The organism is Streptomyces sp. NPDC002446, assembly GCF_053595675.1.
This window is the reverse complement of the sequence record NZ_JBSFYC010000009.1, coordinates 97,192-113,245: the sequence shown is the minus strand read 5'-3', so window position 1 is coordinate 113,245 and position 16,054 is coordinate 97,192. Positions and strand designations below refer to the sequence as shown.

Annotated in this window: 14 protein-coding genes; 4 read left to right on the top strand and 10 right to left on the bottom strand. The window is 70.7% G+C overall.

Annotation, left to right across the window (positions count from 1 at the left end; genetic code table 11):
* Nucleotides 1-82: 82 nt before the first annotated feature.
* The 3 genes from ACWD6P_RS07985 to ACWD6P_RS07975 form a co-directional block, all read right to left on the bottom strand.
* Entirely contained in the window at nt 83-1,729 is a 1,647-nt protein-coding gene (locus ACWD6P_RS07985) for a flavin-containing monooxygenase (protein ID WP_451443177.1), read from the bottom strand.
* A gap of 228 nt (nt 1,730-1,957) precedes the next feature.
* Complete coding sequence (locus ACWD6P_RS07980) at nt 1,958-4,012, bottom strand: WD40 repeat domain-containing serine/threonine protein kinase (RefSeq protein WP_451443176.1); 2,055 nt, start codon at nt 4,010-4,012, stop codon at nt 1,958-1,960.
* A gap of 287 nt (nt 4,013-4,299) precedes the next feature.
* Nucleotides 4,300-6,315, bottom strand: a complete 2,016-nt coding sequence (locus ACWD6P_RS07975; RefSeq protein WP_451443175.1) for an ABC transporter ATP-binding protein — start codon at nt 6,313-6,315, stop codon at nt 4,300-4,302.
* Nucleotides 6,316-6,869: 554 nt separating this feature from the next.
* Here ACWD6P_RS07975 and ACWD6P_RS07970 point away from each other — a divergent pair.
* The gene (locus ACWD6P_RS07970) at nt 6,870-7,349 is read left to right on the top strand and encodes a DUF1877 family protein (protein ID WP_451443174.1); all 480 of its coding nucleotides are present in this window, start codon (nt 6,870-6,872) and stop codon (nt 7,347-7,349) included.
* Between the two features lie 89 nt (nt 7,350-7,438).
* Here ACWD6P_RS07970 and ACWD6P_RS07965 read toward each other — a convergent pair whose 3' ends face one another.
* Complete coding sequence (locus ACWD6P_RS07965) at nt 7,439-7,750, bottom strand: hypothetical protein (RefSeq protein ID WP_451443173.1); 312 nt, start codon at nt 7,748-7,750, stop codon at nt 7,439-7,441.
* 125 nt (nt 7,751-7,875) lie between these two features.
* The gene (locus ACWD6P_RS07960) at nt 7,876-9,054 is read right to left on the bottom strand and encodes an FAD-dependent oxidoreductase (protein ID WP_451443172.1); all 1,179 of its coding nucleotides are present in this window, start codon (nt 9,052-9,054) and stop codon (nt 7,876-7,878) included.
* A gap of 178 nt (nt 9,055-9,232) precedes the next feature.
* On the opposite strand from ACWD6P_RS07960, the gene ACWD6P_RS07955 reads away from it, so the two are divergent.
* Nucleotides 9,233-9,844, top strand: a complete 612-nt coding sequence (locus ACWD6P_RS07955) for a TetR/AcrR family transcriptional regulator (RefSeq protein ID WP_451443171.1) — start codon at nt 9,233-9,235, stop codon at nt 9,842-9,844.
* Between the two features lie 73 nt (nt 9,845-9,917).
* Here the strand turns inward: ACWD6P_RS07955 and ACWD6P_RS07950 are convergent, their stop codons facing one another.
* Complete coding sequence (locus ACWD6P_RS07950; protein ID WP_451443170.1) at nt 9,918-11,036, bottom strand: hypothetical protein; 1,119 nt, start codon at nt 11,034-11,036, stop codon at nt 9,918-9,920.
* A gap of 142 nt (nt 11,037-11,178) precedes the next feature.
* Here ACWD6P_RS07950 and ACWD6P_RS07945 point away from each other — a divergent pair, with 142 nt between their 5' ends.
* The gene (locus ACWD6P_RS07945; protein ID WP_451443169.1) at nt 11,179-11,928 is read left to right on the top strand and encodes an SOS response-associated peptidase; all 750 of its coding nucleotides are present in this window, start codon (nt 11,179-11,181) and stop codon (nt 11,926-11,928) included.
* Between the two features lie 50 nt (nt 11,929-11,978).
* On the opposite strand, the gene ACWD6P_RS07940 is transcribed toward ACWD6P_RS07945, so the two are convergent.
* A complete protein-coding gene (locus ACWD6P_RS07940) occupies nt 11,979-12,635 on the bottom strand; it encodes a DUF5701 family protein (RefSeq protein WP_451443168.1) in 657 nt (218 codons plus the stop codon).
* Nucleotides 12,632-13,471 (bottom strand): alpha/beta hydrolase, encoded by an 840-nt coding sequence (locus tag ACWD6P_RS07935; RefSeq protein WP_451443167.1) that lies wholly within the window; start codon nt 13,469-13,471, stop codon nt 12,632-12,634. Before ACWD6P_RS07935 ends, ACWD6P_RS07940 begins: the two co-directional genes overlap by 4 nt.
* Before the next feature lie 149 nt (nt 13,472-13,620).
* On the opposite strand from ACWD6P_RS07935, the gene ACWD6P_RS07930 reads away from it, so the two are divergent.
* On the top strand, nt 13,621-14,316 hold the full coding sequence (locus ACWD6P_RS07930) for a TetR/AcrR family transcriptional regulator (RefSeq protein ID WP_451443166.1): 696 nt from the start codon (nt 13,621-13,623) through the stop codon (nt 14,314-14,316).
* Between the two features lie 65 nt (nt 14,317-14,381).
* On the opposite strand, the gene ACWD6P_RS07925 is transcribed toward ACWD6P_RS07930, so the two are convergent.
* Both ACWD6P_RS07925 and ACWD6P_RS07920 read right to left on the bottom strand, forming a co-directional pair.
* Nucleotides 14,382-15,323: a MerR family transcriptional regulator gene (locus ACWD6P_RS07925; protein WP_451443165.1), complete on the bottom strand. Its 942-nt coding sequence runs from the start codon at nt 15,321-15,323 to the stop codon at nt 14,382-14,384.
* Between the two features lie 143 nt (nt 15,324-15,466).
* Nucleotides 15,467-16,036 carry a Rieske (2Fe-2S) protein gene (locus ACWD6P_RS07920; protein ID WP_451443164.1) on the bottom strand — a complete coding sequence of 190 codons (570 nt, stop codon included), beginning with the start codon at nt 16,034-16,036 and terminating at the stop codon, nt 15,467-15,469.
* Nucleotides 16,037-16,054: the final 18 nt, after the last annotated feature.

The window sequence follows — 16,054 nt, the reverse complement described above, 5'->3', positions numbered from 1 at the left end:
ATCCGGCGGTACGGACCGGGCGCGGCACCGTCACCGGTCCCGGCCGGAAGCGACGCGTGAGGAGCCCCGGCGGGGCGCGCGCTCAGCCGGCGCCGCGGGACAGGGCGAAGCCCCGGTACCCGTCCCGGGCGGCGGCGTCGCACTCCGCCCGGTACCGGTCCGCACCGCCCGTGTAGGCCAGGAACACCCGCGGCTTGCCCGGCACGTTCGCCCCCGTGTACCAGGAGGCGACATCCGGATAGAGGGTCTGCGCGGCGAGGTCGGCGACATGAGCGCACCATTCCGCCTCGGCGCGCGGGGTGGCGTCGATCTCGGTGACGCCGTTCCGCCGCAGGTGGGCGATGCAGTCGGTGATCCACTCCACATGCTGTTCGATGGACACCACGGCATTGCTGAGCACCGACGGGCTGAGCGGCCCGATGACGGTGAAGAGGTTGGGGAAGCCGGCCGAGAGCAGGCCCAGGTGGTTCCGGGGGCCGGCCGCCCACTTCTCCCTGAGAGTGGTGCCGCCCTTGCCGACGATGTCCACGGCGACCTGGGATCCGGTCATGGCGTCGAAGCCGGTGGCGAAGACGATGACGTCGACGGGGTGCTCCCGGTCCGAGGTCCGGACGCCCCTCGGTGTGATCTCCACGATCGGGGTCTTCGTGAGGTCCACGACGCTCACATGCGGCTTGTTGTAGGTGGCGTAGTAACTGGTGTCCAGGCAGGGACGCTTGGTACCGAACGGGAACGTGCGCGGCGAGAGCGTCTCGGCCGTCTCCGGGTCGGTGACGATCGACCGGATCTTGGACCGGACGAACTCGGCGACGGTCTCGTTGGCGTCCCGGTCGACCAGGATGTCGGTGTATGTGCGCAGGAGGCCGCTGAGCAGGCCCGACTCCCAGCCCACCTCGTAGGCGGCCGTGCGCTCCGCCTCCTCCACCTCAAGGGCCGACCGGGTCGGCAGCTCGAAGACGGTGCCTCCCCGGGACTTCCGCTGGGCGGCGCGGAACTCCGGGTAGCGCGCCTTGAGTTCGGCGGTCTCCGCGGCGGTCAGCGGCCGGTTCAGGGCCGGCAGCGCATAGACCGGCGTGCGCTGGAAGACCGTGAGGCCGGCGGCCTGCTCGGCGAGGAGCGGGATGGCCTGGACGCCGGAGCATCCGGTGCCGATCACGGCGACCCGTCTGCCGGTGAGGTCGACGTCCTCGTGCGGCCAGTCAGCGGTGTGCAGGGCCCGGCCGGCGAAGGTGCCGGCCCCGGGTATGTCGGGTTTCTTGACGGCCGACATACACCCCGTGGCCAGCACGACGAACCGGGTGGTGACCGTCTCCCCGGTGTCGGTGGTGACCTGCCAGGTGTGACCGGCCTCGTCGTACACCGCGCGGGTCACCCGGGTCCGCAGGGTGATGTCCTTGTGCAGCTCGAAGCGGTCGGCGACGTGGTGGAGGTAGCGGAGGAGCTCCGGCTGGGTCGCGTACCGCTCGCTCCACTCCCACTCCTGGTCCAGTTCGGGCGAGAAGGAGAAGGAGTACGACGTGCTCTCGACGTCGCAGCGGGCACCGGGGTACCGATTGCGGTACCACGTACCGCCGATGTCGTCGCACGCTTCGAAGACGCGGGTGCGCAGGCCGAGTTCGCGCAGTCGGTACAGCTGGTAGAGGCCGGAGAAACCGGCCCCGACGACGACGGCGTCGAGCTGCGGGCCGACGGGGGCGGACGAAGAGGGGGGCCGGGGGGCCGTGTGCATGCCGTTCTCCTGACAGGTCTTCACGCCGGATGGGTACGTGTACGGGCGGACGCGCGCCGGTCCAGGTGACAGGCTCCTTCGCGCGCTTCCCGGGGCACGACATCCTGGTTCACGCCCTGGCCTCCCGGGAAGTCCCGGCAGTGTCCGTCCGGGGCGCCACCACCGCGCCGCACGACCGACGCAGGCGGGCCACCCCCTACGGAGACGTCGATATGCGCGCGGTGCGCGTCAGCCGAGCCGCCACAGCCAGCACCCGGGCGCGGCGCCCTCAGCCTCGTCCTCACCGGCGGCCGCGACGGCCAGGCCGTCGGGGCTGAACGCCACCCAGTGGACGTGGTTGTCGGACAGCTCGCGGGTGAGGCGGCCGGTGCCGACGTCCCAGAGCCGCACTCCGGTCACGCCGCCGGTCAACAGCCTCTCGCCGTCCCGGTCGAAGGCCAGCGTGTTCGTCCGCTCACCGAGGAAAGTGGCCCTGATCTCGCCGGTGCTCGCGTCCCAGAGCCGTACACCCGTCTTTCCCGCGGTGGCGAGGGAGTCTCCGGACGGGGCGAACGCCACCGAGTACGTGGGCTCTGCGAGGAGGCTGTGCAGCGCTCGGCGGTGGGCTGTGTCCCACAGCGTGCAGCCGTGCTGCTCCATACCGACACCGTCCGCATCCCTGTAGGGCTCACCACCTGCGACGGCGAGGCGCTTCCCGTCCGGGCTGAACGCCACCTCGTGCACGCTGCGCACCGGGCGGCTGGAGGGGTGCCCCTCCGGGATGAAGCGGGCGACGACCTTGCGGCCGGCGAGGTCGAAGAGCACAGGGCCGTCGGTGGCCGTACCGATGGCGAGGAGCGCACCATCGGGGCTGAAGGTGAAGCATGTGATGTCGGGGTCGGCCGCGAAATACGACAACTTCGTTCTGTCGTCGAGCCCGTACTTGTCCTGCACGGCGACGCCGGTGCGCACATCGCGCAGGACGAGGCGATCGGCCTCGTTCATGGCGAAGGACTTGCCGTCGGGGTGGACCACCGGATTGCCGGTGCCGGTGGTGTCCCCGTCGATCCCGGCCGTCTGGTCTCTGGACGCCATGTCCCAGAGCCGGACCGTGGCCGAGGTGGAATGGGTCGAGATGAGCGTCCCGCCGTCATGGCTGAACGCGATCCCGGTGGTCTGGTCCCCGGTCAGCCGGTCCGCCTCCGGCCAGAGGGCCCAGGCCGCCCCGCCCGCCGCTCCGGCGCCGATCAGTCCGAGCGCTCCGATGACGAACCCGCGCCGTGACAGGGCTCCGCGCCGGTTCCGCGCCGCCGGAACAGCCGGTTCCGCCGGCTCGGCGGGCTCCCGCCTCGTCCGGGCCGGCGGTTCCACCGACCGGGTCAGCCGTGCGGTCGCCTGCTGCGTCCGCCCCGGCGGCTCTTCCGGCCGGGCCGGCAGCGCGGTCTCCCGCAGCCGCAGGACGGCCTCGGTCGTGCTCTCCGTATCGCTCAGCGCGGAGAGGATCGCCGCCGGGCTGGGACGCTCCTCCGGCTCTTTGGCCAGACATGTCTCGATCAGCGTGCGCAGCGCGCCGGAGACGCCGTCGAGATCGGGCTGCTCGTGGCAGATGCGATGGGATATCGCCGGCAAAGTCGCGGCGGCGAACGGGCTGCGCCCGGTGGCGGCGAACGCGAGCACGCTCCCGAGTGAGAAGACGTCGGCGGCGGGACCGGCCGGCTGCGCACGCAACTGCTCGGGCGAGGTGTACGACGGCGTACCGAGCACCACTCCCGTGGAGGTCACCACGCTGCCGGCGTCGGAGAGCTGGGCGATCCCGAAATCGATGATCCGCGGCCCGTCCGCGGCCATGATCACGTTCCCGGGCTTCAGGTCCCGGTGGACCAGCTCACAGGCGTGGATCGCGCACAGCCCTTCGGCCAGCCCCGCCGCCAGCGCCAGTACCCCGCCCACCGGCAGGGGGCCGCCCTCGGTCACCACCGAGTGCAGTGACGGCCCGTCGATGAACGCGGTCACCAGCCACGGTGCGTCCACCTCGGTGTCCGCGTCCACGACCTGCGCGGTGTGGAAGCCGCCGACCCGTCCCGCCGCCTCGATCTCGCGCGCGAACCGAGCGCGATACGAGGGCGTCCGTGCGAGCTCCGCCCGGATGACCTTGACTGCGACGTTGCGGCCCCCGGGCGAGACGCCGAGGAAGACCACACCCATGCCGCCCGCGCCCAGACGGCCCCGAAGGCGGTAACTCCCGATCCGCTCCGGATCCTCAGCCCGCAACGGCGCCATCCCCTCCGGCAGTTCATGGGTCATTTTTCTGTTGCGGTCCTCTCGTGAGGTGGGATCGGGGCGACCCGGGACGGCAGGCCGTCGAGAGGGCCGATCTCGTGGTGGACACGGGCGGACGAGACCAGGTGACGAGCGCTGGACAGCCACCCGTCACCCACGTCAGCCACCTGAACTCCCCTTGTTCGAGGGCGAGTTCCGGCCGTGCCCGGAACCGCCACTCCAGACGGTACCGAGCGTGCGGGGCGGGTGTGGCGGGAACGAGGCCCGCGGCTATCCGCGAGCCGGCGAGGTCGACCGGGCGGCGGCCGCCGTCATGCGTCCTCCGTGTCCGCCGCGGCAGCGGAGCGGTAGCCGGCGGCTTGCAGGGTGAACATGTCCGCGTAGTCGCCGCCGAGTTCCATCAGCTGCCGGTGCGAGCCGACCTCGGTGATGCGGCCGCCGTCGAAGACATAGATCCGGTCGCACTCCACGACGCTCGCCAGGCGGTGCGAGATCAGCACGGTGATCCGGTCGGACCTGTTCTTGTGGCGTAACACCGCCTGGTAGACGGCGTGTTCGGCCTTCGGGTCCATGCTCGCGGTGGGCTCGTCGAGCAGCAGCACGGGAGCGTTCTTGTACAGCCCCCGCGCGACGGCGATCTTGGCCCACTGTCCGGCCGACAGTTCCTGGCCGCCCCGGAACCGTTTGGACAGCACCGCCTGCCAGGTTTCCGGCAGACCGGCGATCACCTGGTCCGCCCCGGAAGCCACCGCGGCATCCAGGGCCCGCTGCGGATCCGCCTCGGTGAGCGTGCCGCGCGAGAGGGTCAGATTCGCCAGTGCGCTGAACGGAAAGTGCACCGGATCCTGCAGCACGGTGGCGACGCGCGCCTGCAGCGACCCGGCGTCCATGCTCCGCACATCCACCCCGTCCCAGCACACCGCACCCTCGTCCGTCTCGTACAGGCCGGCGATCAGCCGGGAACAGGTGCTCTTGCCCGAGCCGTTGAGACCGACGAACGCCACGGTTTCCCCGGCGCGCAACGTCATCGAGACGCCCCGCAGTGCCGGTGTCTTCTTGCCGGGGTAGGTGAAGGTCACGTCCTTGAGCGTGATGGCGCTGACCGTCTGCGGGGCGGTGAGCTCGTGCCGGCGGGGCTGCAGCCCCCGGCAGCGTTCCTGGAACCTCAGGAGGTCATCGACCCACATGGCGTGCTCGTAGACCAGATGCGCCACGTCCACGAATCGCGTCAGCGCGGTCTGTCCGGTCTGGATGGCCAGGACCGCACCCGCGCCGGCGGCGAGCGGAAGCCAGCCGGCGATCAACATGGCGCCCAGCGCGAGATAGGTGATGCCGCTCCCGACGCCGCCCACAGCCCGGCCGGCCAGCGTCAGCACGGCGGAACTCACCCCGAGGTGGGTGTCCTCCTCGGCGATCCGGGTCGTCAGCTGGCGGTGCTCGTCAAGGATGGCGTTCTGGGCGGTGTGGGAGCGCAGTTCGGCCGCGGCGTCCCGCTCCAGCAGCAGCCAGGAGAAGACCCGTACCCGCCGCTGGAGGGCGTTCCACCGCTTGAAGCTGTGGAACCGGGCGCGTGCCGTCCACACCGCCGCCGCACCGACCGGCAGGACGGACAGCAGGAGCAGGGGGAGAAGGGCGGGGTGCAGCCCGGTGAGAACCCCGGCAGTGCCGATCAGCCCGAGCAGCGAGGAGGCCAGCGCGACGACCTGGCCGACGATCTGCCGGGCGTAGAACAGGCCGCGGTCGGAGGCGCGGTAGGCGTCGTCGTGCCAGTCGGCGTCATCGACGACCTCGAGCCGCACATGAGCGGTCAGCCGCAGGAAGTCGCACTCCAGCGCCGTGCGGATCTTCGGAGTGACCCTCGCCTGCGCGACGGCGACCCCGGCCTCGAGGAGCGCCCGGGCCGACAGGAACCCCACCACGAGCAGGATCTGCGGCACTGCGCCGCGGACCTTGTCCGGCGTCGGCCCGTGACCGAACAGCTCACGCAGTACGGCCACCGACGCCACCAGCCCGAATGCCGACATCGCCGCGGAGACCAACTGCAGCACCACGACCGCCAGCGTGGCCGTCCGGTCGGCCTGCCAGGCCAGCCGGCCGATCTGCCGCACGATGCGCGGCAGCCGCACCAGGACCTCGCGGACCGTCGACTTGGCCGCGGCACCGTCGTAGATCGACCAGTAGGCCTCTTTCAGCTCCTCGGTGATGTCACCGTCAGCCGCGCCGGTGGCCACGGCCGCCGGGGGGAGGCCCAGCGGTGCACGGCGGGGACCTGGCAGGCCCGCCCGCTCAGCCGGTGACGGGGATCCGTCGCCCTGCGCCGCGCTCATGCCCACCACCCCGTGTCCGTACGAGATGAGCGGTCGGCGCGGCGCGGCGAAGCGTCAATCACGTGCCCTGCGCGTTCCGCCGGCAGGAGCCCGGCCCGCCGCCGTTCGAACCGGCCGGGGCCATTCATGAGAGCGGAGAGAGGATTCACGAATTCTCCAGGAGAGCAGTCGTGGGTACAGGTGCTCTAAAGAACGGCCCCTTTCGCTCCCCGTAACGGGTGACCGGGGAGCAGATCGTGTGCGTATGTTCTATTGAGGGCCGGAAGTCGGGCGCAGCCACGGCGGCGTGCCTGGGCGGGCGCTCGAACGGTGTGCGTCACTCGTACGTGGGATTGCGTCGCCCTGATCCCGTAGGGGGTCGGGGTCGGGGACCGGGGCGCCCCTCAGTCGGTGAAGCGCACGGTGAAGCGCGCGACGCCCTTCACTGCTCTTCACCGCGGGCGCGGCTCGATTGTCAGACCCCTGTGGAACACTCGAAGTCACTGGTCGAACAAAGAGTCGATCGAGCGGCAGAAGCGGTTCAACAAGCAGTACACCAAGGGGGATTGACTTTCATGGGCGTGAGCATTGGGTTCATCGGCGCGACCACGGAGGAGCTGGACAGGGCGGCGAAGGAGCCGAGTTGGGCCCGCGAGCACCTCGACGCGCTGTACGACGGCGACAACTTCACGGCTCGTCCCCACGGCGGCCCCGACAAGGCGTGGGCCGGCCTCCAGTTCCTGCTCGACGAGGCGGACGTAGAGCTGGAGTTTCTGATGGACGGGTATCCGATCCTGGAGGAGGGCACCCTGTTCGGCTGGTCCGCGGAGCAGATAGAAAACGTGGCCCGGCAACTGCGGGCGACTCCGTGGGAGCGGTTGGCCGCCCACTACGACGCGGAGCGCATGACGAAGGAAGAGGTGTACCCCCGCACCTGGAGGTTCGACCCCGAGGGCGAGCTGGACTGGCTTGAGCACGCCTATGAGGGAATTGTCGATTTCTTCACCGAGGCGGCCGCGGGCGGATATGGGGCGTTTATGAGCTTCAGTTTCTAGGGGCTGAACCCCACCGGACAGGCCCAAGGAGCGTGCCCGCTCTTCGCTGCCCGCCCTCAGTCGTCCTTAGCCGCCCTCAGTCGTCGTCTTCAGCCGTTCTCCCGGCCGGGAAGTGGCGCCCCTTGGAGAAACGCTCGATAAGCGTCTGCGGCATCATCCTCTATGGTCGGCCCTTCCGGTCCGTACCGTGTGTCGCTCCGGTCGCGCTTCGGGCCGGAGATCCAGAAATCCTCATGCGTTTCGACGTCGTAGAAGTTCGCGTCGCACAAGCCGAGGCCGGTAGCACGCCGCAGGGTCCGCCCGTGGAAGTAGGCCGTTTTCCAGGTCTTGGAGAAATCCACCCACCCGATCCACGAAGGCCCGCGGTCGGTGCCGTAGCCCGTTTTGAGCTGCACGAACATGATTCTGCGAGGCATGGTCCCAGCTTGGCCGATCGTGCTGCTCCAGAAAACCGAGTTTCGGTCCGTCCTATCGCTTGGGGCATAGAGCGGTTGGAGAACCCGCCGATGCACCGCGCGCCGGGCGGTCAGCTGGTGTGTGCGGGGTGCGAGTCAGGGAGGGTGCCGGTCGGCCAGAGGGTGTCGGGGAAGGTGGCGACGTCGGAGTCGGTGTCGGGCATGAGGGTGGTGAGCATCTGCTGGGCGGTCTTCGCGTTGTCGAGGGCGCGGGGCAGCATGACGCTCTCGTAGGCGTCGAGGGCCTGGTCGATGGTGGGGTGGCCGATGACGGCTCGGGCGAGTTCGGCGCCGTCGAGCAGGGCCAGATTGGCGCCGACGCCGACGGGCGGCATCAGGTGGGCGGCGTCGCCGAGCAGGGTGATACCGGGGACGCGCTGCCAGGAGTGGGGAACGGGAAGGACGAACATGGGCCGGTTGAGGAAACCGCCCTCGTTGTCGCGCAGGATGTCCAGCAGGCTCTCGTGCCAGCCCTGGTACTGGGCGAGGAGGCGGGCGCGTACGGATGCGGTGTCGGCGAGGTCGAGGCCGGTGTGCCAGTCCTGGGGTCCGCGGAAGATGACGTAGCCGCGGACGTGTCCGTTGCTGTTGCGCTGCAGCACCAGGCTGCGACGGCCCGCCTTGGCCGACATGGTGCCGCGACCGACCAGGCGGGCGATGCCGGGGTGACGGTGGTCGACGTCGTCGAAGTGGACTTCCACCATCGTGACGCCGGCGTACGAGGGTTGGGCGTCGGAGAGCGCGGGGCGCACCCGGGACCAGGCGCCGTCGGCGCCGATGACCAGGTCGAAGTCGTCGAAGTCCGCGCCGGTGCGGTCGTGGTGGTGTAGACGTGCGGTGCCGTGGGGCAGCGGGGTGACGGCCGTTGCGGAGTGGCCCCAGCGGACCGTGCCGGGGGCCAGGGAGTCCAACAGGAGCGCGCGCAGCTGGCCGCGGTCGATCTCGGGCCTGCTCAGATCGTCCTCGCCGGCCTGGTCGTGGCGTATCAGGGTCGCGTGACGGTCGTACAGGCGCCACTCCTGGGCTTCGGGCCGGGACAGCGCGAGGAACCGCTCGAACAGTCCGGCGGCGCGCAGGGCGGCCTGGCCGCTGTCCTCGTGGATGTCGAGAGTGCCGCCCTGGGAGCGGGAGTTGGGGTCGTTCTCCCGCTCGAAGACCGTGACCGGCACGCCGTGCAGCTGCAGGACGCGCGCGCAGAGGAGGCCGCCGGGGCCGGCGCCGATGATCGCGATGCGAGGGGTGGGGGACATGAGGGTCACGCTCCGTTCTACGGATCGAGAGAGTCTCTGGTGTCTGGCGCTTGAAACTGTCTGGCGCTTGAAACGCGCTGATCCACAGAAGCACAGCAGCTGTAAAAGTACAACTGATTCGACTTTGCATCTGCTCGCCTTTGTGATCGAGTCCTCTCAAGTGGGGTAGGGTGAGTGCATGGCCGAGACGACGACGGGGCGCCGCGAGCGCAAGAAGGCCCAGACCAGGCAGGCTCTGGCGGATGCCGCGATGCGGCTGTTCACGGAGCGCGGCTTCGACAACGTCGGCGTCCGCGAGGTGGCGGAGGCGGCCGACGTCTCGCTGAGCACGCTCTTCAAGCACTTCCCCAGCAAGGAAGCCCTCGTCTTCGACCTGGACGCGGACGTCGAGAGCGCCCTGGTCACCGCCGTTCGCGACCGGGCCCCCGGTCAGCCCGTCCTGCACGCCCTGCGTGACCACATGGTGCGTACGCGTACCGCCGTGCGGACCGACGACCCCACGTTCGTCCTCGTCGAATCCACCCCCGCGCTGCGGGACTACGCCCGGCGGATGTGGTCGCGTCACGAGAAGGCACTGGCCGCCACCCTCGCCGATGCCACCGGCCTGCCCCCCGACGACCTCGCCATCACCGGCCTGGCACGCTTCGCCCTGGAGGCCCCCAGCCTCGCCCGCGCCAGCGACGACCCGGCCCGCGCCATGCGCGACCTGTTCGCCCTGCTGGAAGACGGCTGGGCCACCACGCCTCTGGCGCGCCGGGAGGACCGCACCGGTCAGGACGAGGACGGCTAACCAGTGCTCGACCGGAAACCAGCTGTCTTGAGAGGTCGCGGCGGGCCCAACCTCCGTGCTTGGCCGCGCCGGCTCAACCGCTAGGAGGCCAACTCAAGCGCAGCCGGATTTCCGGTGCCGCAGAGTCGGTCAGCCATGTGATCCGGCCGTCCTTGGCTGCGAGTCCCTCATGTGCGGTGTCGCTCCATTCCTCTTCGTCGAGCAGCGCCAGATAGTCCGTCCGGCTCCGTTCCCAACGCGCCCTGAGACCGGGCTCGCCGGATCCGACAGGTGTCTCCTTGATCAGGTACTGGGCGATCGTCGCCGCGGCGAAGTAGCGCTCGACGGTCGGCCCAACGTGGCCGAGCTGGCGGTTGTGAGCCTCCAGTACGACCACCGCGTGCGGGTACTGGCGGAGAGAAGTCCCCATGCCTTCGCAGCACGTCATCGCGTGCAGAAGCCGACTCGTGTGGTCGACGAATTCGGCGTCGTGCCCGAACTCCCCGGCAGCCTCGTGGAGTCTGGCCACCCTCGCGACCTGACCCGCGAAGTAGCCGTTGAGGAAGTCGCCATCGGCCGCTCTCCGCAACAGCCAGGGCCGGACGGCTGGATGACCGTCCACGAGTCGGCACAAGGCCTCCACCACGTAGACCCGACCCCAGCCCGTCACCCGCTCCGCCAACCAGATCAGCGCGTCTGCACCGCCGGGCAAGCGTTCAAGGGCCCGCGCTGCGAGCGGACCGAAGGTGCCGGAGAGCAGCCCGATGGTCTGGATCAGCGGGATGTCCTCCACGGTGCCGACGGCGGCGAGCAAGGCCAACCCGACCGTGACAGTGCTGGTATCGATCCCGTTCCGCACCAGCCAACGGCCGGCTTCCCCGGCGCGGACCTGCCCAGCCGTCCTTGCGGCGGCCGTGATGTGCTCGTTGGGGTGGATCGGTACGTAGACACCAGGGAAGCGGTCATTCAGCGCGCTCGGCACGGTACTCGGTGCGGCGAAGTGGTCGTCGAGAATCCGGGCGACGTCGACTCCCACGAGCTTCCGGTCTCGCGGAGCTCTCGGGCGCGGTTCGCGTTGGCGCCGTTCCTCGTCGGGATACGGCTCGCCGTCGCGCGGGAGGGGCGTATGCGGCGTCTGCTGATGCAGCCGGAGCGCATGGCGGAACAGCGTGGTCTGGGGTCCGGGCAGTCCAGTCCCGGATGTCTCGCTCACAGGCGGACGGAGGTCTCGATTCTCTTGATCACGACCTTGAGCCTGCCATCACGGCGCCCGCGGCGGCAAGCCGTTATCAGCGGTCAGCGGTCAGCGGTCAGCGGTCAGCGGTCAGCGGTCAGCAGCGTGGCAGGGTGGGGGTATGTGCGGCCGATATGTCTCCACCCGCCATCCGCAGGATCTTGTGGACCTGTTCGATGTCACGCGCTGGGATGCTGACCTGGCGTTGGATCCGAGCTGGAACGTGGCACCGACCGACGACGTGTGGTCGGTCCTGGAACGGATCGATCGCGATACCGGCGAGATCGCCCGGCAGTTGCGGCCGCTGCGCTGGGGGCTGGTGCCGTCGTGGGCGAAGAGCCTGAGCATCGGCGCGAAGATGATCAACGCCAGGGTGGAGACGGTCGCAGAGAAGCCGGCCTACCGGCGGGCGTTCGCCAAGCGCCGGTGCCTGCTGCCGGCGGACGGTTTCTACGAGTGGCAGGCCATCGCGGCGACCGAGCACGCCAAGGCCCGCAAGCAGCCGTACTTCATCAGCCCCGAGGACGGCCAGGTCATGGCGCTCGCCGGGCTGTACGAGTTCTGGCGCGACCCCGACGTCGCCGACGACGACGCCTCAGGGGCGTGGTGGACGACCTGCACGATCATCACCACCGAGGCCGCCGACGCCGCCGGACGCGTTCACCCCCGCATGCCCCTGGCCGTCGCCTCCGATGACTGGAGCACCTGGCTCGACCCCGCTCACCACGACGCCGAAGAACTGCGCGCCCTCCTGGCAGCCCCTGCGGCCGGCCGCCTCGACGCCCGCGCCGTGTCCACCGCGGTCAACAGCGTTCACAACAACGGACCTCACCTGCTGGACGAGATCACCGAGAACCCCACCGACGCCTGACGGGCGGCAGGCCGGTCAGGAGTCGGCGGGGAGCGCCACGCCAGGCGGCCTCACGGGCGGCGGGTGCCGGCGGAAGCCATGCCGAGCCAGGTGTGTGGGTTGCCCGCCCAGCACCAGCCGAGCTTGGGGGCCTTCTGGCTGATCCAGATCGCGGGGACCCGGCGGTCACCGCAGCGTGAGCCGCCGAGTGAGAAGCACTTGTTCTTGACCAGCACCTGCGGGGCGTGGGTGACCAGCGCGATGCCCTCCTCGATGGTGAGCAGGGTGCGTCCCCGATCGGCGATGACGGCCATCGCGTCGTTGGGCACCGCTCCGCAGAACTCCTCCCCGCGTTCGACGTCGAACAGCAGGTAGGCGTCCTGGCCGGGCAGTCCGGTCTCCTTGGTGGCGACGAACCGTTCCAGGGCACCGGGCTCGTAGGAGCGGTCGACGAACCCGGGCAGTCGGCCGCCGTGGAGGGTGGTCAGGGGCATGGTCTGCTCGATCGGGGCGAGGTTGCGGGTGACGACCAGCACGAACGGCACCCGGCCCGCGTCGGGGTCGTACGGCGCGTTCGCGTGGGCCACGGCTTCGGCGCGCAGCGGTGCCACCAGGTCGGCGAACTGCTCCGGGGCGAGGCCGGACAGCGCCGGGTATCCGAGCGAGGTGAGGGTGCGGACCTGCCGATCGAATTCGGTGCCTGCGTCGAAGGTGGTCTGGGGGGTCAAGCGCGATTCCTCTCGTGGGGTGCGGGGGGAGTGGCGAGCCAGCGGGCGACCCGGTCGAACAGCGCCCTGCCGTGGCCGGTCAGGTGGAAGGCGTGCGGCATGCCCTCGTGGACGTCCAGGCACACGCTCACCCCGGCGTCCCCCGCGGCGCGGGCGAACCGGCGGGCGTCGTCCAGCAGTACCTCGTCCGCGCCGACCGCGATCAGCAGCGGCGGCAGTCCGCGCGGATCCCCGTGCAGGGGCGACTGCGGCGCCTCGGCGGCGTCCGCGCCGGCGAGGTACTGGGCGCAAATGGACGCGAGGACGGTGCGGTTGAGTAGGTCCCTGCCGTCGTTGGCCGCCAGGGAGGCACCGGTGAGGGTGAGGTCCGTGACGGGTGAGACGGCGATCGCGGTACCGGGCGGGGGCCCGCCGGTCCGTTCGATCTCCAGCAGCGCGGACAGCACCAGCGTCGCGCCGGCGGACTCACCGAAGAACGCCACCTTCGCGGCGGGGATGCCCTGGTCCAGCACGCTCCGCCAGGCGGCCAGGACGTCGTCGAGCGCCGCCGGGTAGGGATGGGCGGGCGCCAGCCGGTAGTCCACCCGCAGCACGGGGCGCCCCGTAGCCCTCGAAAGCCGGTAGGCGACGGCCCGTTCCGCATCCGGCATGGTGTAGGCGAACCCGCCGCCGTGCACATAGATGACGGCGCCGTCCCCGGCTCCGGGTGCGCGCACCCAGTCGCCGGACACCTCCGCGTCCGCCGGCAGTGACGCGGGCGCCGTCGAGCCCAGGTCGTCGCGGACCGCCTGAGCCTGCTCGGGCGTCGCGGGCACCGTGGTGACGGTGACGTTCACCGGCAAACCTCCTCCGCAGACAGGTGAACCTTGGGCAGATGGCCCTCGGACCTGATCTTCGCCTCATGGCAATCTTTCATCGGTGGTAACTTTACGCACCCCTCAAAGGGGTGTCAACATAAAAATACGACCGGGGTAAGATTCGCCTCATGGATGCAGACACGGGAACGACCACCAGCCCGGACGTGCCGGCGCTGGGCCTCCGCGAGACCAAGAAGCGCGAGACGCGGCAGCTGATCTCCGATCAGGCGACCAGGCTCTTCATCGAGCAGGGCTTCGAGCGCACGACGATCGCCGAGATCGCCGACGCCGCCCGCGTCGCCAAGAAGACCGTGACCAACTACTTCCCGCGCAAGGAAGACCTGGCCTTCGACCACCAGGAAGAGTTCGTCGCCAGCCTGGCGGGCGCCCTCGCCACCCGCGAACCGGGCGAGAGCGCCTTCGGGGCGCTGCGCCGCGCCTTCCTGGCGGCCGTCGCCGCGCAGGACCCCGTCGCCGGCTTCGCCGGACCGGAGTTCACCCGCATGATCACCGAGAGCCCCACCCTCTCGGCCTGCCTGCGCGGCCTGCACGACCAGCGCGAGGAGGCGCTGGCCGCGGCCCTCGCCGAGGCGACCGGCGTACCGGGCGACGACATCACGCCCAGCACGGCCGCGGCCCTGCTGGGCGGCGTACACCGTGTCCTGTTCCGCCGCATCCAGGACCTGACGCTGGCGGGCCGCACCAACCCCGAGATCGCCGAGGTCCTCGTCAAGGAGGCCCCACGGGCGTTCGACCTGCTCGCCCCCGCCCTCGCGGACTACGCCCCGGCGGAGCCCGCAGAGGGACGGCCGGACGGCTCCTGACCGAACGGGCCGGACACGGCCGACCGCTTTCTCCCCTCCCCGGGGCGGAGAACGGAGCGCTTCCCCTACGGCCGTGTCCGGGCGCGCACGGCCCGCGCGGTCCAGGTGAGGGCCGGCGCCGGGCTCTCCGGGGCCGGCCAGCCGTTGATGACGGCGAGCAGCTCGAAGTACCGGTCTCTGCGAGGGTCGGTCATGCCTTCCAGACGGGCCAGCAGGCGGCGGCGGAGCTCGGTGTCGTCGGGGTGGCCGAGGATGTGCGCGTAGTGCGCGGTGAGCGCCGCGACGAGGGGATCGGCCTGGGGCGAGGCCGGATCGATGCCGGCTGCCAGCGCCGGCTGGACCTGGGCGCGGACGGCCTCGACGAGGTTGCGAGGCAGTCCCGTGCGGTCGTCCGGGGCCAGGTCGGTCGCCAGGTCCTTGGCCATCCCGTGCAGGGCGGAGCGGAAGTCCGGGTCCTGGAACAGTTCGGCCAGCTCCACCCACGCCGTGACCTGCTCCGCCTCGGGGTCGTCGGGCAGTTGGGGCGTCATCGAGCGGATGGCCGCCGTGAATGCGGGGTGGCCGTGCAGGCCGTCGAAGACGGTGCCGAGGAAGTCGTCGATCAGACGCTGCCGTTCGTCCTCGGAGAGCTTGGCCAGCTTGTGCATGAGGTCCAACTCCTCGGGGTCCAAGCCGCGCCGGGCCACCGCAGTCAGCACCGCGCGCCGTAGGCGCAGGGCGCGGATCTGTACGTCCAGGGCCTCGGCGTGTGCCGCGGCGACCTGGGGCAGCGAGTGCTCCCGGTCCACGACCTTTCTGATCGTGGGGAGGTCAAGGCCCAGGTCGCGCAGGGTGCGTACAAGGTCCAGGCGTGTGACGGCGGCGATGCCGTAGCGGCGGTGGCCGGCCGGGCTGCGCTCGGTCGGCGGCACGATCCCGGAGTCGGAGTAGAACCGAATGGCCTTGACCGTCAGACCGGTCCGCCGGGCCAGATCACCGATCGAGTAGAGCGTGCCGTCGTCGTTCATGCCCCTACCCTGAGGTCTCCCCTTAGGGGAGACGCAAGCAGGGGCGCCGAGCTCGTGTTTCACGATCTGGCACGGTCTGGCACGGACTGGCACGGTGTTGCGGATCTTGGGAATGGTCTGGCCCGGCCGCCGCCGCGACGCCGTCAGGCGAGGGAGATCCGTCCCCCCTTGACGTTCACCTTGGCGGGGGCCAACGGCCTGGTGGCGGGACCTTCCTTCACGCTGCCATCGGTGATGTCGAACTTGCTGCCGTGGCAGGGGCAGTTGATGGTGCCGCCGGAGATCTCGCCGACGACGCAGCCCGCGTGGGTGCAGACCGCGGAGAACGCCTTGATCTCGCCGTCCTGCGGCTGGGTGACGACGACCTTCTCGGCCTTGAAGATCTTGCCGCCGCCCTTGGGGATCTCCGAGGTCTCGCCGAGGGCGCTGCCTCCGCCGGCGGATCCCCCCTTGCCCTCGCCGCCACCGGAACCGCCGTCGCTCCCGGCCCCACCGGAGCCGCCCGGGTCCTGCGGGGCGGCGGTCCCCGCGCCCGACATGCCGCCGCAGGCCGCGAGCGCCGCCGTCAGTCCGGCGGCGCCGAGCCCCGCGACAACGGCCCGCCGGGCCGCCCCGCGCCCCGTCGGCGCCGGACCCGTGACCGGCGCCGCGCCTCCCTCCGTGACCGGTCCCGCTTCGGTCTCCGTCCGCTGCGCCGCTTCCTGTCCAGCCATGGTGTGCCTCCGGTTCCT